This window comes from Rhodococcus sp. NPDC057014, assembly GCF_042673295.1.
In the GTDB taxonomy this organism is placed as follows: domain Bacteria; phylum Actinomycetota; class Actinomycetes; order Mycobacteriales; family Mycobacteriaceae; genus Rhodococcus_F.
The window spans coordinates 1-22,558 of record NZ_JBHUSF010000063.1 but is presented as its reverse complement, the minus strand read 5'-3'; the positions used below and the strand labels follow the sequence as shown (position 1 = coordinate 22,558).

Annotated in this window: 17 protein-coding genes and 1 pseudogene; 8 read left to right on the top strand and 10 right to left on the bottom strand. The window is 68.2% G+C overall.

Features of this window, described 5'->3' with window-relative positions; all coding sequences use genetic code 11:
- Positions 1–10 precede the first annotated feature (10 nt).
- Complete coding sequence (locus ACFTZB_RS15350; protein WP_378432671.1) at positions 11–982, bottom strand: proline dehydrogenase family protein; 972 nt, start codon at positions 980–982, stop codon at positions 11–13.
- Positions 982–2,637 carry an L-glutamate gamma-semialdehyde dehydrogenase gene (gene pruA, locus ACFTZB_RS15345; RefSeq protein ID WP_378432669.1) on the bottom strand — a complete coding sequence of 552 codons (1,656 nt, stop codon included), beginning with the start codon at positions 2,635–2,637 and terminating at the stop codon, positions 982–984. The genes ACFTZB_RS15350 and pruA overlap by 1 nt, the downstream gene beginning before the upstream one ends.
- A 164-nt stretch (positions 2,638–2,801) precedes the next feature.
- On the opposite strand from pruA, the gene ACFTZB_RS15340 reads away from it, so the two are divergent.
- Positions 2,802–4,508 carry a PucR family transcriptional regulator gene (locus tag ACFTZB_RS15340; RefSeq protein ID WP_378432667.1) on the top strand — a complete coding sequence of 569 codons (1,707 nt, stop codon included), beginning with the start codon at positions 2,802–2,804 and terminating at the stop codon, positions 4,506–4,508.
- 152 nt (positions 4,509–4,660) lie between these two features.
- Positions 4,661–9,433: an NAD-glutamate dehydrogenase gene (locus ACFTZB_RS15335; protein ID WP_378432684.1), complete on the top strand. Its 4,773-nt coding sequence runs from the start codon at positions 4,661–4,663 to the stop codon at positions 9,431–9,433.
- A gap of 61 nt (positions 9,434–9,494) precedes the next feature.
- Here ACFTZB_RS15335 and ACFTZB_RS15330 read toward each other — a convergent pair.
- The 3 genes and pseudogenes from ACFTZB_RS15330 to ACFTZB_RS15320 all read right to left on the bottom strand — a co-directional run.
- Positions 9,495–10,847, bottom strand: a pseudogene (locus ACFTZB_RS15330) (amino acid permease); the annotation flags it as partial.
- 492 nt (positions 10,848–11,339) lie between these two features.
- Entirely contained in the window at positions 11,340–12,341 is a 1,002-nt protein-coding gene (locus ACFTZB_RS15325; protein ID WP_378432666.1) for a MerR family transcriptional regulator, read from the bottom strand.
- A gap of 13 nt (positions 12,342–12,354) precedes the next feature.
- A complete protein-coding gene (locus ACFTZB_RS15320) occupies positions 12,355–13,020 on the bottom strand; it encodes a HEAT repeat domain-containing protein (protein WP_378432665.1) in 666 nt (221 codons plus the stop codon).
- A gap of 80 nt (positions 13,021–13,100) precedes the next feature.
- Between ACFTZB_RS15320 and ACFTZB_RS15315 the strand changes: the two genes are divergently transcribed.
- The gene (locus ACFTZB_RS15315; protein ID WP_378432664.1) at positions 13,101–13,616 is read left to right on the top strand and encodes a putative immunity protein; all 516 of its coding nucleotides are present in this window, start codon (positions 13,101–13,103) and stop codon (positions 13,614–13,616) included.
- A gap of 12 nt (positions 13,617–13,628) precedes the next feature.
- Here the strand turns inward: ACFTZB_RS15315 and ACFTZB_RS15310 are convergent, their stop codons facing one another.
- The gene (locus ACFTZB_RS15310) at positions 13,629–14,252 is read right to left on the bottom strand and encodes a hypothetical protein (protein ID WP_378432662.1); all 624 of its coding nucleotides are present in this window, start codon (positions 14,250–14,252) and stop codon (positions 13,629–13,631) included.
- Positions 14,236–15,171, bottom strand: a complete 936-nt coding sequence (locus ACFTZB_RS15305; protein WP_378432661.1) for an alpha/beta hydrolase — start codon at positions 15,169–15,171, stop codon at positions 14,236–14,238. The genes ACFTZB_RS15310 and ACFTZB_RS15305 overlap by 17 nt, the downstream gene beginning before the upstream one ends.
- A gap of 77 nt (positions 15,172–15,248) precedes the next feature.
- Here ACFTZB_RS15305 and pip point away from each other — a divergent pair, with 77 nt between their 5' ends.
- Together pip and ACFTZB_RS15295 are read left to right on the top strand one after the other, a co-directional pair.
- Complete coding sequence (gene pip / locus ACFTZB_RS15300) at positions 15,249–16,208, top strand: prolyl aminopeptidase (RefSeq protein WP_378432660.1); 960 nt, start codon at positions 15,249–15,251, stop codon at positions 16,206–16,208.
- A gap of 11 nt (positions 16,209–16,219) precedes the next feature.
- The gene (locus ACFTZB_RS15295; RefSeq protein ID WP_378432659.1) at positions 16,220–17,125 is read left to right on the top strand and encodes an amidohydrolase family protein; all 906 of its coding nucleotides are present in this window, start codon (positions 16,220–16,222) and stop codon (positions 17,123–17,125) included.
- Positions 17,126–17,151: 26 nt separating this feature from the next.
- Here the strand turns inward: ACFTZB_RS15295 and ACFTZB_RS15290 are convergent, their stop codons facing one another.
- A complete protein-coding gene (locus ACFTZB_RS15290) occupies positions 17,152–18,321 on the bottom strand; it encodes a serine hydrolase domain-containing protein (RefSeq protein WP_378432658.1) in 1,170 nt (389 codons plus the stop codon).
- Positions 18,322–18,467: 146 nt separating this feature from the next.
- Between ACFTZB_RS15290 and ACFTZB_RS15285 the strand changes: the two genes are divergently transcribed.
- The 3 genes from ACFTZB_RS15285 to ACFTZB_RS15275 all read left to right on the top strand — a co-directional run bounded on the left by ACFTZB_RS15285 (position 18,468) and on the right by ACFTZB_RS15275 (position 20,833).
- Entirely contained in the window at positions 18,468–18,803 is a 336-nt protein-coding gene (locus ACFTZB_RS15285; protein ID WP_378432657.1) for a YciI family protein, read from the top strand.
- The gene (locus ACFTZB_RS15280; protein ID WP_378432655.1) at positions 18,800–20,020 is read left to right on the top strand and encodes an RNA polymerase sigma factor; all 1,221 of its coding nucleotides are present in this window, start codon (positions 18,800–18,802) and stop codon (positions 20,018–20,020) included. The genes ACFTZB_RS15285 and ACFTZB_RS15280 overlap by 4 nt, the downstream gene beginning before the upstream one ends.
- A gap of 93 nt (positions 20,021–20,113) precedes the next feature.
- Positions 20,114–20,833, top strand: a complete 720-nt coding sequence (locus ACFTZB_RS15275; RefSeq protein ID WP_378432654.1) for a DUF899 family protein — start codon at positions 20,114–20,116, stop codon at positions 20,831–20,833.
- 345 nt (positions 20,834–21,178) lie between these two features.
- On the opposite strand, the gene ACFTZB_RS15270 is transcribed toward ACFTZB_RS15275, so the two are convergent.
- Positions 21,179–22,180, bottom strand: a complete 1,002-nt coding sequence (locus ACFTZB_RS15270; RefSeq protein ID WP_378432652.1) for an ester cyclase — start codon at positions 22,178–22,180, stop codon at positions 21,179–21,181.
- 53 nt (positions 22,181–22,233) lie between these two features.
- Positions 22,234–22,558: class II fructose-bisphosphate aldolase (locus ACFTZB_RS15265; RefSeq protein WP_378432651.1), on the bottom strand; the 325-nt coding region annotated here is incomplete at its 5' end.

Below are 22,558 nucleotides of genomic sequence, written 5' to 3'. Positions count from 1 at the left end.
GGTTCGACGCCTAGCTGTGTGACATCAGTGACCTGAGGAAGAAGGTCAGGTTGGCGGGGCGTTCGGCGAGGCGGCGCATGAAGTAGCCGTACCACTGCTCGCCGTAAGGGAGGTACACCCGCAGATGCTTGTTCTCGCCGACCAGGCGGAGTTGTTCGGCGTCGCGGATGCCGTACAGCATCTGGATTTCGAATTCGTCGGCGGTGCGGCCGTTGGTCTTCGCCTGCTGCAGGGCGGCCGCGATCATGGCCGGGTCGTGGGACGCGACCATCGGGTAGCCCTGGCCGTTCATCAGGATGCGCAGGCAGCGCAGGTAGGCCTCGTCGACCGCCTCCTTGCCCTGGTACGCGACCGAGGCGGGTTCCTTGTAAGCGCCCTTGCACAACCGGATGCGCGATCCGGGGCCGGACAGGTCCCGGCAGTCGGCCTCGGTGCGCTCGAGGTATGCCTGCAGCACGGTGCCGAGGGACGGGAAGTCCTTGCGGAGTTCGCGGACGATCGACAGCGTCGAGTCGGTGGTGGTGTGGTCCTCGGCGTCGACGGTGACCCACGCGCCGGCCTCCTCGGCGGCGGTGCAGATCTTGTGCGCGTTCTCGAGGGCCACCTTGTGTCCGTCGCGGGGCAGGAACTGCCCCAGCGCGGACAGCTTCAACGAGACCTCGACATTGCGAACCGAGGTCGGCGACGTCGACGCGGTCTTCTGGCTGAGGGTCGCCAGATCGGACAGCAGGGTCAGGTAGTGCGACACGGTGGCGTCGGCCTGCGCCGAATCGGTGGTGTCCTCGCCGAGGTGATCGATCGTGATGTAGCGGCCGGAGTCGAGGATGGATGTGGTCGCGGCGATCGCCTGGTCCTCGGTCTGGCCGGCGACGAACCGGTCGACGAGGCTGCGGGTCACCGGGATCTTGGTGACGGTACGTTCCATGCGAGGCGAGCGGGCGGCGGCCAGCAGGGCGGGGCGGAGCAGGGCGGAGAATGCCATCAGATGTCCTCGGAGGTGTCGGCCGCCTGGTGCGGGTAGCGGTGGTCGGTGGCGGGGACGAACGTTTCCTTGATGGTGCGGGCGGACGCCCAGCGCAGCAGGTTCTGCGGGGAGCCGGCCTTGTCGTTGGTGCCCGACGCGCGGGCACCGCCGAACGGTTGCTGTCCGACGACGGCGCCGGTGGGCTTGTCGTTGATGTAGAAGTTGCCGGCCGCGAACCGCAGGTCATCGGTGGCCTGGGCGATCGCGGTGCGGTCGTCGGCGATGATCGACCCGGTCAGCGCGTATGCGGAGCCCTTGTCGACGAGGTCGAGGACCTTCTCGAACGATCCGGCGGCGGAGTCGTCGTAGACGTGCACGGACAGGATCGGTCCGAAGTATTCGGTGCGGAACGCCTCGTCTGTGGGGTCGTCACCGAGCAGCACGGTGGGGTCGACGAAGTAGCCGACACTGTCGTCGACATGGCCGCCGGCGGCGATGGTCAGGCCGGGGGTGGCCTTCGCGCGGGCGAGGGCGTCGGCGTTGCGGTCGAAGGCACGCTTGTCGATGACGGCGCCACCGAAGTTCGAGAAGTCGGTGACGTCACCGTATTTCAGTGTTGATGCCTTCTCGATGAAGTCGTCACCCATCTTCGCCCACACCGATTTCGGGACGAACGCCCGGGAGGCGGCAGAGCATTTCTGGCCCTGGTAGTCGAAGGCGCCGCGGAGCAGCGCGGTGGTCAGAGTATCGGGGTTCGCGGAGCTGTGGGCGAGGACGAAGTCCTTGCCGCCGGTCTCGCCGACCAGCCGCGGGTAGGAGTGGTAGTTCGAGATGTTGTTGCCGACCTGGCGCCACAGGTGCTGGAAGGTGGCGGTGGAGCCGGTGAAGTGGATTCCGGCGAGGCGGGGGTCGGCGAGAACGACGTCGGAGACCGCGGCGCCGGAGCCGTTGACGAGGTTGATCACGCCGGGCGGCAGTCCGGCGGCCTCGAGCAGCTTCATCGTCCAGTACGCGGCGACGGCCTGCGTCTGCGACGGCTTCCACACCACCGTGTTGCCCATCAACGCCGGGGCGGTGGGCAGGTTGCCGGCGATGGCGGTGAAGTTGAACGGGGTGATCGCGTAGACGAAGCCCTCGAGCGAGCGGTACTCGAGCTTGTTCCAGACGCCGGGGGAGGAGATCGGCTGGTCGGCGAGGATCTGGCGGGCGAAGTGGACGTTGAACCGCCAGAAGTCGATGAGTTCGCACGGAGTGTCGATCTCGGCCTGGTACGCGGTCTTGGACTGTCCGAGCATGGTTGCGGCGGCGAGTGTTTCGCGCCAGGGTCCGGACAGCAGGTCGGCTGCGCGCAGGAACACCGCGGCGCGGTCCTCGAACGACAGCGCCCGCCAGGCCGGGGCCGCGGCGGTGGCCGCGGCGACCGCGTCCTGGATGTCCTGTGTGCCCGCGTTGGTGAAGGTGCCCAGTACCGCCGAATGCCGGTGCGGCTGGACGACGTCGATGGCCGGTCCGTTGCCGCGGCGGTGCGCTCCGCCGATCACGTGGTGGATCTCCGTCGGATTCGACCCGAGTTCGGCCAGCTTCGCCTGCAGCCGCGCCCGCTCCGCGCTGCCCGGCGTGAACGACCCCACCGGCTCGTTGACGGGCTGCGGGGTGGTGGTGATGGCGTCCATGAAAACCTCCTACGGGATGTGGCGGCGAAGACGGCCGCCGCAACGAACTAGCCGTAGTCAACACCAGCACGGCGCCGAAAGAATGAGCCAGTCGAACAAATCTCTATAATTGGAGTTGTACAATCAGCCAACTGCTCGTGTGATCCCGAAGTGGAGATCGTCCCGTGAATTCTGAAGGCGGAACCCGTGGGGGTTCAACCGATTCGTCCGGCCGTGCCACCGGAAGCATCACGCTGCGTGAGCTTCTCAGTTCCCTCGACACCTCGGTCGTCGAACTGATCGATGCGCCGGCCGGCACCGAGGTCGCGCTGTCCTCCGTTGCACTCGTCGACAGCTCCGACCTGGAAACCGAGACCGATTCGCAATCGCCGCTGCCGGACCTGTATCTGCATGTCGGGATCGGCAAGACGGAGGCTGTGCGCTGGTTCGACGGCATTGCCCTCCGCCCGTCCGAGCGCCGGGTGAGGGCGGTGATGTCCAAGAATGCGGCCACGTCGACGGCGCTGCAGGCAGCGGCGCGGCGCGCCGGGGTCGCGTTGGTGGCGGTGCACCCGAAGGCCCGCTGGGATCACGTGTTCCCGCTGGTGCAACGCATGCTGGACCGCTCCCGCCGCAGCACGGGCCTGGGTGATCCGGATCTGCTGGCCACCGACACCGACCTGTTCGGGCTCGCGCAGATCGTCGCCCAGAACGCCGGCGGCATGGTGTCGATCGAGGACGCGCAATCGCACGTGCTGGCCTACTCCGCCTCCGACGAGGCCGCGGACGAGTTGCGGACGCTGTCGATCCTCGGCCGCGAAGGGCCCCGCGACTACCTGCGGGCACTGCAGCGGTGGGGGGTTTTCGACCGTCTCCGCAGCAGCGACGAGGTCATCGACGTTCCCGCCCATCGCAAGCTCGGCACGAAGCGGCGGCTGGTGGTCAGCATCCGGCAGTCCTCCGACGACGCCACGACATCGGCGCGCACGCTCGGGTCCATCTGGCTGCAACAGGGGGTGGCGCCGTTCGCCGACGACGCCGAGGACGTGTTGCGGGGCGCGTCCGCGATCGCCGCGCGGATCATCTCGCGCAGTCTCAATGCGCCATCCACCGAGGGCCTGCTGATCCAGCGGCTGTTCGGCGCCCGCGGGGGTGGTGTGGACGTCCCGTCCGTGGTCAGTGCCCTGAACCTGTCGGCGACCGGGCCCGCTGCGGTCGTCGGGTTCGCGGTCAGTGCCACCGAGACCGCCGGTGGCGGACGGCTCACGGAACTGGGCAGCATGCTGCGCCTGCAGGCCAGTTCCTTTCGCCGCGACTCCGTGGCGACGATCATCGGGGAGCGCGCCTACGTGCTGCTCCCGCGCTACACGAGCCCGAAATCGGTGACCACGTGGACCCGGCAACTCGTCGAGCAGTTCGAGGCGAAGCGGTCGATCGCCTTGCGGGCGGCGATCGCGATCCCGGTGCCCGATCTGGGGCAGGTCGCCGGAGCGAGGGGAGAGGTCGACCGTGTTCTCGACGGCACCGCCGCGACCTTCCCCGAGGGTCGGGTGACCACGCTTGCCGAATCGCGCACCGCGGTGCTGTTCGGGGAGATCCTCGACCTCCTCGCCGAACACCGGGAACTGCACGACCCGCGGCTCGACGCCCTCGTCGACTACGACGACAAGCATGCGTCGAATCTGCAGGACAGTGCCGAAGCCTATCTCGCGGCGCACGGCGACGTCCGCGCGGCCGCCGCTGTCCTGCAAGTACATCCGAATACCCTGCGCTACCGGATTCGCCGCGTCGAGGAGATCGTCGGTATCGAACTGCACGACGCCTCCGACCGGATGCTGTTCGAATTGCAGCTCGCCTTGCGGCGCCGCGGCGTGGCGAATTCCTCCGCCTGAGAGTTGGCCGAAAGAACAAAATCCTGAATACCTTTTCTCATATCGGGCCCAATACTTCGACAGGCGCAGTCGGTTTACTGACTGGCACCAGTTCGCGGCAACGGCGCCGCGTGCGTGGACCTCGACGAAGGAACGGTGAACTCCCGGTGAGTATGTCGGTGCATTCCGGAATACGTGAGAGGCCGGCCGCGGCGCCTCACGCGACGATCGAAAGCCTCCGAACGGCGTTCTTCCCGCACACCGCCCCGGGCGATCACGCCGCCGCGGACGCCGTCGTGCGCGAGCATCTCGATCTCGCGACGAGGCGTCTGCCCGGTACCGATATCGTGCAGTTCCTCTCCGCGGGCCACGTTCCGGGCGTGCTCGTCGTCACCGACGATGTGCCGCTGCTCGTCGATACGCTCAGCGGCGTAGTGGAATCCGGCGAAGCGGTGATCACTCGCCTGCTTCATCCCGTCGTCCCGGTGATCCGAGACGAGACGGGGACGCTCGTCGACGTCGCCGCCGACCGAACCGAGGCGACGATCGAATCCTGGATTCGGTTCGAACTTGCTGCCCCGATGGAAGATTCGCGGGCCGAGCAGCTGCAGGCCGATCTCGCGCAGGCACTGACCGCCCTCCGGAACATTGCCGCGGACCGGCCCGCCGCACTCGAACGCGTCCGGCAGGCCGCGTCGACACTGGCCGCGGCGCCCTCGGTGTCCGCGCCGTGGGATCCGCGGGAACTCGCCGACGGCATCGACCTGCTCGGCTGGTTCGGTGACGGACACTTCACCTTCCTCGGCTACCACTACCAGGGCCTCGGCGCCGACGTCGCCGACGAACTCGGAATGTTCCGGACTACCCGATCGACGGTCGACCAGGAGAGCGCGACACAGTCTCCGGTCGCGGTCGTTCAGGGCCCGGAGTTCCCCACGAGTTGCCGCGGGCTGCACCCGCACCTGATCAGGGTCCCGGAGATCGGTGAAACCGGTGTGGTGTTGGGCGAGCACCGATTCCTGGGGGTGTTCACCGTCACCGCGCTGCACGAAAACGTCCTCGACATCCCGGTTCTCGGCCGCCGTGTTCGCGAGGTAATCACAAGGGCGGGTTACCGGCTCGACTCCCACACCGGGCGGACACTGCTGGAAATCATCCAGGACCTCCCGCGGCCGCAGTTGTTCGCGCTCGACGTCGACACCCTGCACCGCACCGTGGTGGCGGTCCTCGGCGCCGCCGAGCGCAAAGAGCTGCTGGTGTTCCTGCGCGCCGCCGACGACCGTCGGTCGCTCTCGGCGCTGGTCTACCTGCCCCGCGACCGCTACACCACAGCGGTGCGCACCGGCATGCGGCGCGCGCTGCTCGAACACTTCCCCGGCACGGCCATCGACCACACGGTGCGGGTCACCGAGAACCCGCTCGCTCTGGTGCATTTCACCCTCCGAGCCGGCGGCGACCAGGTGCTGGACGCCCACGAGGACTGGAACGTCCTCGAAGAACAGGTGCGATCCCGTCTGGCGGCGGTCTGCCGCAGCTGGGACGACGCGCTCCACGACCACCTGCGCGAGTGCGCCGGAGTGCCCGCGACGGTCGGTGCGAGCTACACGCACCGGCTGCCCGCGTCCTACCAGCACGACTTCTCCGCCGAACGCGCGGCCGCCGACATCTCCCGCCTGGAGGCCCTCGCGGCGGGTGCCGTCGACGTCGCGCTCACCACCCGGCCGGCCGGCGACCACACCGAACTGCGGTTCACCCTGTATGTCGCCGGTGAACGGGTCTCGCTCAGCGACATCCTGCCCATTCTGCACAGCCTCGGCGTCGAGGTACTCGACGAACGGCCGTACCCGGTGACCCGTCCCGATGGGTTGTCGACCTGGATCTACGAGTTCACCCTCCGCTCCGCCGGGCCGTCCGACGTCACCGCGACCGTCGCACGCGAATCGCAGTCGGCGGAGCCGGGGACACTGGCCCGCCGCTTCTGCGACACCTTCGTCGCCGCGTGGTCCGGCGCGGCCGAAGTCGACTCCTTCAACACCCTCGTCACGCGGGTGGGCCTGGCCTGGACCGAGGCGGCGCTGCTGCGGGCCTACGCCCGATACCTGCGGCAGATCGGGTTCCCCTACAGCACCAGACGCATCGCCGCCGTGCTCGTCGACAACCCCCGCACCTGCGCGGCACTGATCGAGCTGTTCACCGCCCTGTTCGACCCCACGCCGGATTCGGGCCGCGACAGTACTGCCGTTGCGGAGCAGATCGGCGGAGCGATCGAGGAGGTCGTCAGCCTGGAGGCGGACCGGATCCTGCGCGCTTACCTCGACCTGATGCGGGCCACCGTGCGCACCAACTACTACCGCAACGGCGACGGAGTCCGGCGCTCGCCGGCCCTGGCCCTCAAACTCGAACCCGGTGCGCTGTCCCAACTCCCGCAGCCGCGCCCGCGGCTCGAGGTGTTCGTCTACTCCCCGCACGTCGAGGGCGTGCACCTGCGCTACGGCGCCGTCTCCCGCGGCGGGCTGCGCTGGTCCGACCGGCGCGAGGACTTCCGCACCGAAATCCTCGGCCTGGTCAAGGCACAGGCGGTGAAGAACGCGGTCATCGTCCCGGTCGGCGCGAAGGGTGGCTTCGTCGTCAAGAGGCCACCGGCCGCGACCGGAGACCCCGTCGCCGACCGGGAGGCGTTCCGAGCGGCGGGTATCGGGTGCTACCGCGCCTTCATCGGTGCGCTGCTCGATGTCACCGACAACGTTCATCCGGAAACGGGTGCAACCGTACCCTCGACCGGGGTGGTGCGCCGCGACGGTGACGACCCGTACCTGGTGGTCGCCGCGGACAAGGGCACCGCCACCTTCTCCGACGACGCCAACGCCGTCGCCGCCGAATACGGGTTCTGGCTCGGTGACGCGTTCGCCTCCGGCGGGTCGGTGGGCTACGACCACAAGGCCATGGGCATCACCGCCAAGGGCGCGTGGGAGTCCGTCAAGCGGCACTTCCGGGAAATGGGCGTCGACACCCAGACCCAGGACTTCACCGTCGCCGGGGTCGGGGACATGAGCGGCGACGTCTTCGGCAACGGCATGCTCCTCAGCGAGCACATCCGGCTCGTGGCCGCGTTCGATCACCGGCACATCTTCGTCGATCCGAATCCGGATCCGGCCGCCTCGCACCGGGAGCGGGCCCGGCTGTTCGCGCTGCCCCGCTCGTCCTGGAACGACTACGACACCGATCGGATCAGCACCGGGGGAGGAGTGTTCGACCGCACCGCCAAATCGGTTCCCGTGTCCGCCGAGATGCGCGAGGCACTCGGCCTGACCTCGACCGTGACCCGGCTGTCCCCGCAGGACCTCATCCGGGCCATCCTCTGCGCCCCGGTCGACCTGTTGTGGAACGGCGGGATCGGCACGTACGTCAAGGCCGCCCGTGAAACGCACCTCGAGGTCGGGGACAAGGCCAACGACGGTGTCCGCGTGGACGCTGGGCAGGTGCGGGCGAAGGTGATCGGCGAGGGCGGCAACCTCGGCGTCACCGCCCTCGGACGCATCGAGTTCAGCCTCGGCGGCGGCCGGATCAACACCGACGCACTCGACAACTCGGCCGGCGTCGACTGCTCCGACCACGAGGTCAACATCAAGATCCTCCTCGACGGACTCGTCTCCACCGGGCGCATCGAACCGGAGGCCCGGAACCGGTTGCTGCAGAACATGACCGACGACGTCGAGACGCTCGTTCTGGCCGGCAACGTCGACCAGAACGCTCTCCTCGGCACCAGCCGCGCCACCGCGGCCGCCAAGTTGCGGGTGCACGCCCGTCAGATCCGGGCACTCGAGGCGCAGCGCGGCCTCGACCGCACCCTCGAAGCCCTCCCCGACGAGGACGAGCTGGAACGACGCGGCAAGCAGGGGCGAGGGCTGACCTCCCCCGAGCTGGCGACCCTGACCGCGCATGTCAAACTTGCCCTGAAGTCGGACTTGCTGGCCGGCGACCTCGTCGACGGGGATGCCTTCACCGACCGTCTGCTCGGGTACTTCCCCGCCCGGCTGCAGAGGGACTATCCGGACGCGATCCGCACTCACCGGCTGCGCCGCGAGATCATCGCGACCGTGATCACCAACGAGGTGGTCGACGCCGGCGGCATCACCTACGTGTTCCGGCTCTGCGAGGACACCGGCGCCTCTGCCGTCGACGCCGTCCGCGCCTACGCGGCTGCCAGCGCGATCGCCGATCTGCCCGCAACGATTTCCCGGATTCACACGGACGCACCGAACACCGCGGTCTCCGATGCCATGATGGCGGAGGTGCGGCGGCTGCTCGACCGGCTGTCGCGGTGGTTGCTCCACCACCGGCCGCAGCCGCTCGCCATCGGCGCCGAGATCACCCGTTACGGCAAGGCCTTCGAGCACCTGCTGCCGAAGGTCGCGGGTTGGTTGCAGGGCCCGGATGCTCAGATTGTCGAAACCCGAGCCGCCGGCATGCAGGCACTGGACGCTCAACCCGAGCACGCAACCGCCATCGTCAGCCTGCTGCACGCCTTCTGCGTCATGGACATCATCGACGTCGCAGACCTCGAGGGCCGGGCACTCGACGAGGCCGCCGAACTGTACTACACCCTCAACGCGCACCTCGGTCTCGATCACCTGCTGACCGCAATCTCCGGCCTCGACGACACCGACCGCTGGAACGCCCTGGCCCGGCTCGCCTTGCGCGACGAGGTGTACGGCTCGATGCGACTGCTGTGCCTGGACGTGCTCTCCGGTTCGGCATCCGCCGAAACCGCCGCGGAGAAGATCGCCGACTGGGAGGCCACCAACACCTCCCGGCTGGCCCGCGCCCGCTCGATCCTCACCGAGATCTTCGCCGTCCACCCGGCCGACCTGTCGACGCTGTCCGTCGCGGCCCGGCAGGTGCGGACCATGGTCGGCCGCGCCGGCACCGGCCGATCGACCAACTGACCAAAGACGCGGTGGACGGTGCTGGCAGTACCCGTCACACTTTCGCCGCTGTGAGGGGCGATTCGACGGCTTGGCGACGACTCAGGAACCACTTGTTGGCGAGGAACAACACCATGACCACAGCCCAGGACAGCAGGCTCAGCACCAGTTGCGACCGGGCGCTGTCCTCCAGGTACATTTGCAGCAGCACGCCGAGGATTGCCGCGGTGGTCAGCAGCGACAGCACCGGGAACAACCACATCTTCACGCGCAACTCGGAGTCCGGGGTGCGGAAGCGAAGAACGATGTGCGAGATCGCGATCAGCAGGTAGACGAACAGGATGATCGCGCCGCTCGAGTTCAGCAGGAACGTGAACACGGTGTCCGGCGAGATCGCGGCGGCGATGACGCAGAGGAATCCGACGACCGAGGACACCAGGATCGCGGCGGCCGGCACGCCGCGCCGGGTGACCCGGGTGAGGAGAGGTGGCGCCTCGCGGCGCGCGGCCAGGACGAACAGCATGCGCGAGGAGGTGTACATCCCTGAGTTGAGACAGCTCAGCACCGCCGTCAACACGACGGCATTCATGATGTTGTCGGCGTAGGGGATGCCCATCTCGGTCATCGCGGCGACGAACGGGGAGGCCGCCAGATCGGTGTCATTCCAGGGGAGGATCGTCACCAGCAGGAACACCGCGCCGACGAAGAACACCGCGATGCGCATGATCACCGAGTTCGCGGCCTTGGCAACGGCCTTCTCCGGATTCTCCGACTCGGCAGCCGCGATCGTCGCGACCTCGGCGCCGACCATGGAGAAGATCACCGTCACCACACCGACGGTGATCGCGGCGGGACCGTTCGGCAGGAAGCCGCCGTGGGACCACAGGTTGGAGAAGTCCATCGTCTTGTTCGGCCAGACACCGAACACGTACAGCGAGCCGAGCCCGATGAACAGACAGATCGCGAACACCTTCACGCCCGCGAACCAGTATTCGAACTCGCCGAAGGACGAGACGGAGAACAGGTTGGTTGCGGTCATCAGGACCATCAGCACCAGGGCACACAACCACAGCGGGACGTCGATCCAGAACTGGATGATCTTGGCGCCGGCGATCGCTTCGAAGCCGACGACGATCACCCAGAAGTACCAATACAGCCAGCCGACGGAGAAGCCGGCCCAGTTGCCGAGCGCGCTGCGGGCATAGTCCGCGAACGATCCGGTCGACGGGTTCGCCACGGCCATCTCGGCCAGCATGCGCATGACCATGATGATCAGGATGCCGCTGGCGGCGTAGGTGATGAAGGCCGCGGGCCCGGTGTCGGAGATGACGACGCCGGATCCGACGAACAGGCCGGCGCCGATCACGCCGCCGATGGCGATCATCGTCAGCTGTCGCTGGCTGAGTGCCTTCTTCAGTTCCGGTGCGCTGCTCATGAGCGCCCGGTCCGGATCGAAGCTGCGTGCCGCGAGTGTTGGTCGTGTAATTCGGCGATGGACATGGGGGCTTCCCTTTCGTCGTTCTCCGCAAGACCTCGATGCCGGGAGGCACGTGACGTGCCTCATACGAAGCTCTCTGCAACTAAAGACGATCACCACGGTCGTGTGATCGGCGGATCGAACGAAAATCCTCGCAGTTACTTGGCCGATCGAACGTATCGCTCAGAGGGGCGCGGTTTCGTGGGTGACGATCCGCCGGCGTTTTTCACGAGACCGGACCGTTGTCGGTGGTCGCATCGCGGAAGCACCGGCGGCTGCAACTACCAGCTCGGATCCCCGAACATCGCAACCCTGGCCAGCATCGGTGTCTGCCTCGCCGCGTCTACCTCGCGACCATCGCGTCGACGAGGGACGCCGTCCTCATCTACGGTGCCGCCGGGGGCTTCGGAACAATGCTCGCACCCAGACCCTGACATCGCGTGTCAGGAATTATCCGCGATCCTGCGCCTGCATGATCGCTGCCGCGGTGGAGGCGATCGTCCGATCGTCGTCGTGGGTCAGCCGGATGAGCGCCTTCCGTGCCGCGGTGCCGGGAATCTCGGCGAGTGCCTGCGTGATTCGCAACCGGGAGGGCGCGTCGTCGATGGTGTCGAGCGTGTCCTGCATGGCCCCGACGATGTCGTCGGCCATCGGAGAGAGGGTCGTCAGCAGACCCAGCACCTCGGCGGCCTCGACGTCGAGCCGACCCGTGACGACCATCCGGAGGAGGACGGGTATCGACTCGCCGTTCCCGCGAGAGCCGAGCGCCAGGGCCGCGTATCCGCGGACCGTGGCGTCCGAGTCGTCGAGGGCACGTCTCAGATGTACGACGGCTTCCTCGGTGTGGATTGCCGCTATGGCGGTGGTGGCGCGACGCCGGACGTCGACCTCCTCCGCGTCCAGGCCGTGGGCGAGATCCGCGAGTCCTCGACCGGCGATCCTCGCCAACGACCACTGCAGCGCGCCGGCCACATTGAGGTCGTCCTCCGTGAGGGCGGCCTCGACCAACGCCTCGACGGGCAGCGACGCCTTCCCGTTCGCGGACAGGATCGCCTGTTGGCGCCGGGCGGCGGACTCCGATTCGAGCGCCCGCAACAGGGTGACGAGGTTCAGGACGTCGTCCCACTGCGCGGGGGAGGCAGCGTCGACGCTTTCGAGCCTGCCGAGCAGTTCCTCCTCGGCGGCGATCCGCCGGCGAGTGTGCCGAATGAGGTCTCCCACCAGATCGGCCGGTGCGAAATCGGGCTCGTCCAGTGCGCGCTTGGCCTCATTCAGTGACAGCCCCAACGTCCTCAGGCTCTCGACGTGGAAGAGCCGTCGGATGTCGTCGGCGGAGTACTCGCGGTAACCACCCGACGTGCGGCCGGTGGGCTCGACCAGTCCCAACCTGTCGTAGTGGCGCAACATCCGCGTGCTGACACCGCACCGCCGCGAGACCTCGCCGATCAACATCCCATCTCCTCCCTTACATGTCCGGACCGGCGACAGCGACGCGCTTCGCCATCTCGAGTGAGAGGGCGAATCCGCTGTCGGGGTCGTGGCAGAGCTGCTTCGTCGCCTCGGCATGCGCGCGAACGTGCGGATCGGGACTCGTCCCGGCTGCGTCGAGGACCGGTAGGGCGGCGTCCCCGAGTTCCACGAAGGCACGGCTCAGACTGAGGTGCATCTGATGGTCGCCGCGTCCGAGCTCGGTCATTAGTTCGGCCGCGAGCGCAGCCTCCCCGCCGGGTGGCACGAGGACCGCGGCCGCCCGCCATGCGCTGCGCGCGACCTCGTCGTGCTCGTCGTGCAGCAGTGCCGACACCGCGGGCCAGGCGAGCCGATCCCCGATCTTGGACAGGGTGTGCAGCGACTGGCTGCGGGCCTGCGCGGAGCCGGACCCGAGCTCGTGGACCAGTCTCGGCACCGTGACCTCGCCCGGCAGGCGGCACAGTGCCCAGGTCAGCATGTCGAGGACATAGAAGTCCGGTTCGACGGCACACCGGTCGACGAGAGCGTCCGCGAATCGGGGATCGGGGTGCGTGCCCGCGGCGAGCGCCGCCCGCAGCCGAGCGGACGCGTCGGTCGCGGCCAGAGCGTCGACGAGGTGAGCATTCGGCCCACCCTGGTTGGTTGTGTTCACGACAACCACCTCCTTCGCCGACCATTCGAGTCCTTGTCACTGTGTCAGGGTCAAGGGCCGGGTGGATGCGCGTGGTGGAAAATCTAGCCATGATCCTCCCGAAGGTCCGAGACCCGCGCTTCGTGACGATCCGCCGCGGTGGCACCCTCACCGACGCGGATCACCAGCTTCTGGCCCTGTGGGCGGCATCGTGCGCGGAGCATGTGCTGAACCTGTTCGAGTCGGTTCGACCCGACGACGCACGACCGCGTGACGCGATCGAGAACGCCCGCGCGTGGGTGCGTGGGGAGGTGAAGATGATGGAGGCTCGCGCCGCCGGCGGTCATGCCATGGGCGCGGCCCGAGACCTGCGGGGAGCCGCCCGGCACGCCGCCTACGCTGCGGGGCAGGCCGGGGCGGTCGCGCACGTCGCGGCGCACGAACTCGGTGCCGCCGCCTATGCGATCAAGGCCGCACGTGCTGCCGCGCCCGCGGGTGACGGCGACGCAGCGGGACGACGTGAGTGCCGTTGGCAGCGTGACCAACTCCCCGAGGCGATTCGCGAACTCGTACTCGACGACCAGCGGTTGCGGAACGACATCTGCTGGTCGGTGTTCGACTGCTGAGCGCGCGTCATTTTATCGAGCGTCACCTGTCCGGGCGGGGCGGCGTCCCCGTCCGAGCACCCAGCCGGCGTAACCGATGAACACGACCCCGGCCCCGGCACCGGCCGCCGCGCTCGGCGCCACGGCACCGGCAAGCCCGAGACCTGCAGCAGCCACCGCGACGAGCGCCGCGACGACACCGGTCAGCGCAAGACCCCGGGCGTGAAAGACCCTGCCCAGCGGAATGAAGTGGACACCGACGACGAACAGCGTCCACGCCGCGTCGTACGCCGGATACCCGACCGCGGCAAGGAGGAGGTTCCCGACCACGATCAGCACCACCTCCACCGCCACCGTGAGCCAGTAGCGGCGGCGGACCCGCGGGTCGGCCATCGCCGAGCCGGTCGTCGTCAGCCGGCGCACCAGCAGCACCACCAGCGCGACGAGGAGTAGCGCCGAGATCACCGATCCGGCGACCAGGTAGGGCACCCACGGTGCGGGCGGGTCCTCCTGTGCCCAGCCGAACCAGGCGATCCCCGCGACCGCCAGCACCGCTGCGCCGATCACCTCGCCGCGATCCCAGAGCGGCGCGATCTCCGTTACCGGAACGGAACTGTCGGACAACTGATTCGAACGGTGCTCACTGATGCCGATCACCTCCTGCAGTCTCGCGTCGGTGGCCGTTCAGCCACATCTGCATGTCGTCGTGTGCCGCCCGGGCCATCGGGGTCGGGTGGCCGGTGAATCCGTGGGGCGAGTCCGGATAGATACGGAGATCGACGTCGACGCCCGAAGCGGACAGTCGTGCGGCCATGGCCAGGTTGTCCTGCAGCAGGATGTCCTTATTGCCGACGACCATCAGGATCGGAGGCAGGTCGGTGAGGTCGGCACAGATCGGGGAGAGGTCGGGATGAGTGCGGTCCGACGCCGCGCCCGCGTAGGCGTCGAGGAAGTACTCGTCGGCGATGAGGCGTCCGGCGGGTGTCTGAGCGCTGAGGTCGTACGTTCCGAACTGCAGGACGGCGGAATCAATGGCGAATATCCCCCGATCGCGCAGCCGTAGAAGCGTGGTCATCGCGAGCGTTGCACCGGCCGAGAAGCCGCCGATGGAGAGTGTCGTCGTCCCGAAGCGGTCCGCGGCGTGCTCGACGAGCCAGAGTGCGGCGGCTTCGCAGTCGTCGGGTGCGGCCGGCCACGGGTGTTCAGGAGCGAGCCGGTAGTCCACGCTGACGACCGCGACGCCGAGCGCGTCCGCGAGCCGGCGGTTGCGGACGTCGCTGCCGGCGGCCGACCCCATGTAGAACCCGCCGCCGTGGATCTCCAGGTAGACACCCGTCGCGGCCCGGCCGACAGGGGCGTGAATCCGCAGCGGGACTCGACGACCACCGCTGACGACGACCTCCTCGACAGCCGGCGGTTGCGACGGGGCGGGGGCGGGGGCCTCGGCGCGGACCGATCGAAGTTCCGCCCAGCTATTAGGACCCCGACCGGCGACGCGCTGCGCGTAGAACGCCCGCGACGCGTCGACGAGAGGCAGCAGGCGCGGGTCGATCAGATCAGACAGTCCGAAGTGCATCGAGATCACAGTACGGACTGGACCCGCACTCCATCTCGTGACGCGCGGACCGTCCGGCGCCGTGGCAGGGTGAGGCGGTGGGCGACGCACTGTATCCGGCGATAGAGCCGTACGAGTCCGGACTACTCGACGTGTCCGACGGTCACCGCGTGTACTGGGAGACCGTCGGGACCTCGACCGGGATCCCCGTGGTGTATCTGCACGGCGGACCGGGCTCGGGAAGTACCGCCGGAGCGCGACGCTATTTCGACCCGACCGCCTTCCGGTCGGTGCTGTTCGACCAGCGCGGGTGCGGTCGCAGCACGCCGCTCGCGGACGGCCCCGACTACGACCTGCGGTCGAACACGACCGCGCACCTGATTGACGACATCGAGCGCCTCCGTGACCATCTCGGGGTCGAGCGGTGGATCGTCACCGGCGTCTCGTGGGGCGTCAGCCTGGGATTGGCATACGCACAGAAGTACCCGGAGCGGGTGATCGCGGCGGTGTTCGGTGCGGTCACCACGGGTTCCCGCAGGGAGATCGACTGGATCACCCGCGCCATGGGGCGCGTGTTCCCGCAGCAGTGGGAACGGTTAGTCGCGGGTGTGCCGGAGAGTGAACGGTCGGGGAACCTCCCGGCCGCCTACGCCCGCCTGCTGGCCGACCCGGACCCGGACGTGCGCCGGACGGCGGCGATGAGGTGGTGTGCGTGGGAGGACACGCATGTTTCGCTGATGCCGGGGTGGCAGCCGAACCCGCGCTACGACGATCCCGCATTCCGGAGCGTGTTCGCGCGGTTGGTGACGCACTACTGGTCACACGACTGCTTCCTCGCCCCGAACAAGATCCTCGACGGGATGGGCGCCCTCGCCGGCATCCCGGCGATCCTGGTGCACGGACGTTACGACGTGTCCGGGCCGTTGGACACCGCGTGGGACATCGCGCGGGCCTGGCCCGGCAGCAAGTTGGTCGTGCTCGACGACGCCGGGCACGGGGGAGAAGGATTCGCCGCCGCGGTGGCCGCCGCCGTGGACAGTTTCAACGGCCGGTCGTGACGCAGTGAAATATGCTGCGTGAGGTGGATATTGTCGACGCGCATCATCACTTCATCAACCTGCCTGGCCTCACGTACCCGTGGATCGACAACCGCCCACCTGCACTGACCGCCCTGCTGTCGAATTACTACGCCGCGGCGCGCCGATACCTGCCGCACGACTACCGGGCACAGGTCGACCGGATACCCGTCACGGCCTCGGTCGCATGTGAGTTCGGAGCAGCGGACGGTGTCGCGGAGGCCGTCTGGGTTCAGCAGTGCGCCGATCGTGTCGGCGTTCCGAACGCCTTCATCGCGGCCGCTCAGCTCGAATCGGATGGTCTGGCAGATGTTCTCGCGCGATACCGGGATCTGCCGGTGGTCCAGGCGGTGCGGCAGCCGCTGTACTGGGCGGACGACCCCGTCAAGCGTCTGGGTGCGCGGGGCGACTACCTGTCGGACCTGGCCTGGCTGCGCGGGTTCGAGAAGGTCGCCGACGCGGGGTTCGTGTGGGATCTGCTCGTATACGACGAGCAGCTACCCGGCGCGCACGAACTCATTGCCGCGTTTCCCGACACCACCTTCGTGTTGGAGGCGGTCGGTTGGCCCGTCGACCTCACCGCCGAGGGCTTCTCCCGTTGGGAAGAACGCCTCGGTGCGGTGAGTCGGTTTCCGAACGTCGTCCTCAAGTTTCAGGGAATCGCCCTCATCTTCGGAACCTCCCCGGACGCGATCGGTCGCTGGATTCGGACGGCGCTCAGGATCTTCGGCGCCGGACGATGCATGTTCGCCTCCCATTACCCGATCGACCATCTGCTGTGGGACAGCGAGACCATGGTGTCCACCGTGCAGGCAGCCCTCGACGACCTGTCGTCGGCGGAACAGTCGCTCGTCTTCGGCGACACCGCGCGGCGGGTGTATCGCCTGCCGGGGCGTTAGGCTCACCACACGCGCCACAGCGGGGATCAGACGTTCGGGGGTCGGTCCGGGACGAGGAGTGCGCCGATGTCTTTGCCGATGGGGACGGCGTTGTTGGTGTCGGAGTTGGCTTTCGGTCCGAGGGTGCAGTAGACGACGATCGTCGTGTCGGTCTTCGTGTCGTAGAAGGCGACGCCGTTGTAGCCGCCGAATGCCGGGTTCATGTAGAGCCAGTCGTCGATGTGGACGACCCCGAACGCGAAGTACTTCTGCGCCGTCATGGGGCCGAGGCCTGCAGTGCTGGGGGCCATCATTTCCTTGAACTGCTCCTCCGAGAGGAGCTTGCCTGCGGCGAGCGCACGCACCCACACGGAGACGTCGGCGAGGGTGGAGTTCATGTTGCCGCTGTTGAGGAATGCGGTGGGGTTCCAGAATGTGGAGTCCTCGAAGACGCCACGTTCATTCGTGTAGCCGTGCAGCGTCGGCTCCGTCATCTGGGGTGTGAGGACGACGTCGCTGGAGTTCATGCCGAGCGGGTCCAGGATGCGCTGCTGGATCAAATCGTGGAGCGTCGTGCCGGTGGCCTTCTCGAGGACTACGCCGAGCAGGCACAGGTCGCTGTGGGCGTACGCCCAATTGGTGCCGGGTTCGAACAGCGGCGGCCGCGCGTTGGCGAGGTCGAAGATCTGCTGCGCGGTGAAACCCGCCATCGGGTTGGCGTAGAACTGCTTCAGGAATTCGGGGTCGGTGACGTAGTCAGCGATGCCCGTGGTGCTGTTGGCGAGCATGCGCGGGGTGATCTTGTCGGCGCGCGGGAAGTCGGGGACCCATTCGGCGATGGGCTTGTCGAGGGGGACGACGCCGTCCTTGTCGAGTTGCAGCAGCACCGTCGACAGCATCGGTTCCATCGGCTGGCCCACCCGCAGCTGCATGTCGGGTGTCGCGGGGACGCCGATCGGGGATCCGCCCAGCGCGCCCGCGGTGACCTGCTCGTCGCCGCGCCAGACCCCGAACACGGCGGACGAGAGGTCGAGTTCGGTCATCTTGCCCTGGACGATCTGTTCGATCTTCGCGGCGTCGGGGGATTCCGGGGCTGTCGACTCCGTCCCACCGCCGCCGGTGTCATCCGATCCGCAGGAGAGGGTGGCGAATCCGATGGCGACGGCGAGGGCGGCGGATGCACCGCGGCGCACCCACCGGTGAGTCGGCTTACTCATAACGGACGATCCCTTCGACGAGCGGGAATCTTGCGGGAGCAGCGATACGTGAATCTACCGTCGCCGACGCCGCGCGGGGAGCAAACGGCGGGTGCGCCCCGGCCGATCCGGTGACCGTGCGGCCACCGCTCGGGCAAGATCGGAATATGAAGTACGTCCTGCTGATCTGCGACGACGAGTCGGTATCGCCGACGAACGAGGAGCTCGAGGCCGACCCCGTGCATCAGGCGTGGTGGGCCGATGTGCAGCGGCGCGGCGGTTTCCTCGTCGGCCAGCGGTTGCGGCCGGTGGTGGACGCCACGACGGTGCGGGTCCGCGACGGCGAGACTCTGGTGTCGGATGGGCCGTTCGCCGAGACCAAGGACTTCGTCGGCGGATTCGTGATCGTCGACTGCGCGAATCTGGACGAGGCGATCGAGATCGCGGCCGGCCATCCCTACGCGCGCTGGGGCGGCGTCGAGATCCGCCCAGTGTGGGAATGACGGAGTCCGAGAACCGAGTCCGTTCGGCCGTCGCTGCGGCGTTCCGGGACGAGTGGGGCCAGGTGGTTGCGACCCTGATCGGGATGACGGGAGATTGGGATCTGGCCGAGGACTGCGCGCAGGACGCGTTCGCCGCCGCGTTGACGAGCTGGGAACGCGATGGCGTTCCCCGGAGCCCCGGTGCGTGGCTCACCGCGACCGCCCGCAACCGTGCGATCGATCGGCTGCGCCGCGACGCCGTGGGTGCGGGCAAGGTGCGCCAGCTCGCCGTGCCGGCCCGCGACCGGGACGAGCTGCCGCACGACGAGATTCCTGACGAGCGGCTGCGGCTGATCTTCACCTGCTGCCATCCGGCGCTGCCGTTCCCGGCCCGGGTCGCCCTCACCCTGCGGACGCTGGCCGGTTTGAGCACCGCCGAGATCGCCCGGGCCTTCCTCACCGCCGAGGCCACGATGGCGCAGCGTCTCGTCCGCGCGAAGCGGAAGATCCGCGAGGCCGGGATCCCGTACCGGGTGCCGCCCGTCGAATTGCTGCCACCGCGACTGGCCGCCGTCCTCGCGGTGCTCTACCTGATCTTCAACCAGGGCTACGACGAGGAGAACGGAGAACGGGCCCTGACCGCCGAGGCGATCCGCCTGGCCCGGCTCCTCGTCCGGCTGATGCCCGGGGAACCCGAGCCGCGCGGCCTGCTCGCGCTGATGCTGCTGCACGAGTCCCGGCGCGCGACGCGCACCGACGCCGGCGTGCTCGTCACCCTGGAGAATCAGGACCGGTCTCGGTGGAACCGGACGCTGATCGCCGAAGGAGTGGCAACACTCGACCAGGCGCTGGCGATGCGACGAACCGGTGCCTACCAGGTGCAGGCCGCCATCGCCGCCTGCCACGTCACCGCACCCGACGCGGCGAACACGGACTGGCAGCAGATCGCGGCTCTGTACACCGAGTTGGCGCGGCTGGCGCCGTCCCCGGTCGTGGATCTCAACCACGCCGTCGCGGTCGCGATGGCCGACGGCATCCCGGCCGGTCTGGCCCTGGTCGACGAGATCGCGGCGTCCGGCCGGCTCGACCACTACCACCTCCTCCCGGCGACCCGCGCCGATCTGCTCCGCCGGGACGGCCGCGCCGCCGAGGCCAGGTCGGCGTACGAGCGGGCGCTGCAGCTGGCGCCGACCGACGCCGAGCGTCGCTACCTGACCGGCCGCCTACGCGAACTCTGAGAAATCACGAGATTTTCTCGCGATTGTTGTCGATCCCGGACGGCACCCTTCGTCGGTTGGTTGAAAGCCCACCCGGAGGACAAGGAGACTGTCGTGAACACCGAAACGACCCCACCGGCGCCGTCCGTCGTCGACCACGCGACCTACCAGGCAGAACTGGACGCGTTGCGGGTGCGGGAGAAGGCGCACACCCATGAAGGCGACGCGATCGCGGCGGCACGGCGGCGACTGCCGATGGTCGAGGTGGACCCCGCCATCACCCTCGTCGGCGCGAACGGCCCGGCCCCACTGCTGGCCGTGTTCGAGGGCCGCAGCCAATTGATCGCGTACTTCCATATGTGGCACACCGACCAGCCTGTGGCCGACCAATGCGAGGGATGCACGTTCTTCAACGGCCAGGTGCGGGAGCTGTCGTACCTGCATTCCCGCGACGTCACGTACGCCACGCTGTGCCAGGGCCCGTACGACGTGAGCATCCGCTACCGCGACTTCATGCGCTGGGACGTGCCCTGGTACTCCGCGCAGGACGCGGCGGACGCGCTGCTCGGCGACCGCCAACGGTTCCCGGCGCCGCTGGTCTGCTATCTGCGCCAGGACGACCGGGTGTTCGAGACGTTCTGGACCAGTGGCCGTGGCCTGGAACCGATGGCTCCGACGTACGGTCTCCTCGACATGACCACGTACGGCCGTCAGGAATCGTGGGAGGATTCGCCCGCCGGGTGGCCGCAGCGGTGGGAGCGTCGCACGAGGGACATCATGCGCACCGACGGACGGCCCACCGCGCAATGGTCCCGGTTGCGTGACCGCCCGTGAGTACTTGTTAACCGCCCGACGTTGATAAGTACTCACGGGGTGAAGGTTCTTGCACGCCATAGATGTTCATGTCGGTCCTGAGTTTCACCTCGCCCGCCGGGGCGGCGAGAGTATCGGGTGGCTCCCGGTTGGTCGGTGTATTCCAAGAGGTTGCCGACCTGGGCGGCGAAGACGTCGCGGACTTGGGCTGATGTCGCGAAGAAGAATTCGCGGCGCAGTTCATGGGTGCCGACCTCTTGGGTGACGCGGAACTTCGGCGCGGAATATGGTGGTGTGGCAGTAACTGAGTTGCCACCGCGCCCGACGGACGGAATGATCACGGCCGTCGGGACGCGTGGCGCCGGGTCAGTGCTGTGCGGGAACGTCGCCGCGGGCCTTGGCGATCTGCGCCATGACGGCGATCTCGTCGTACACCCGCCATTCGCGGATGATCCGACCACCTCGCAGCAGGAATTGGGACGATCCCATGATTTCGACGTGGGAGTGGGTGACTGGACCGTAGAGCGGTGCGCCCGAGTAGGTTCCGGTCAGGCGCCACAGGACTCCGATTCGGGTTCCCTGTTCGGGGGCGGTGCTGACTGCGATGTCGCGGGTTTCGATCACGGCGTCAGGGAACGGTGCGAGCATCTGGGTCAAGTCGATCTGATAGTTCACTGCCCGGGTGCGGATGCGTGCGCGGGTGGTCTCGAGAAACAGGTCCCGTTGGGTGAACTCGGGTACGCGCTCGAGACGGCGGTTGTTCCACACATCGGTGACGAATTCGCGGATGAACTCCGCCTCTGTGTGATGGGTGTCCGGCCTCGGGCCGGACTCGCCGGTCAGCACCGCGTCCGCGGGGGCCGCGGTCCCGAACAGGCCGGCAGCCTCGTCGGTGAATGCGACCTGCCGCGCGACGGCTTCGGGATCGAGTCCCAGCGTCGTCACCACACGGTATTCGTCGCGCACCACCCATTCCTCGACCACCAGGCCGTCTCGAACGAGGCAAATCGCCATGTTCCGCGATTCGGAGTTGTTCAGTGTCGCCGGACCGTACACGCCGAGACCGGCCTGCGGTCCGGAATGGAACACGCGGTGGTGGCTGATGAAGGCCCGGTCTCCACGGGGCTCGCAGATCACGTCCTCCGCGGTCCCGACACGGGTGGGGAAGGCGCTCTTCTTGACGAGGGAGCCGGCGATCACGTCGTCGACGCCACGGATCGGCCCGTACGCGCCGTGCACCACCACGTCCTTCGCGTAGTGCTCGGGCAGGCGGCCGAGGCCGAAATCGTCCCAGATCAGGTCCGTCCAGCCGAGGATGTAGTCCTCGGGAGTGTCGAACGGGGCGTAGACATCCGCTGCGAGTGGCATTGCGGGGTGTGTCCTTTCACTTGGGTTCACCCACCGGACGTTCCGGTGGGTCCTCAGATAGCTGCCGGTGCCGGCTGGGGCCGGCAGCGACGGAGGTGTGTATCGGTGACCGCCCGGGTCGCCTCGACGAGCCGGGCGGCGGGCGTGAGCAGATTCCAGCCGCGGACCTCGTCGGACGTGACGTTTCGGGCGGCGCGCAGGTACGCCTGACGCAGCTCGGTGTTGACGTTGACCTTTCGGATGCCGTTGGCGATGGCGCGGCGGACCTGATCGTCGGGAACCCCGGAGGTGCCGTGGAGTGTCAGGGGCACCGGCACGGCGGCATGCAGTTCCGCCAGCACGGCCATGTCGAGCTCCGGTGGGCTCGCGTAGGTGCCG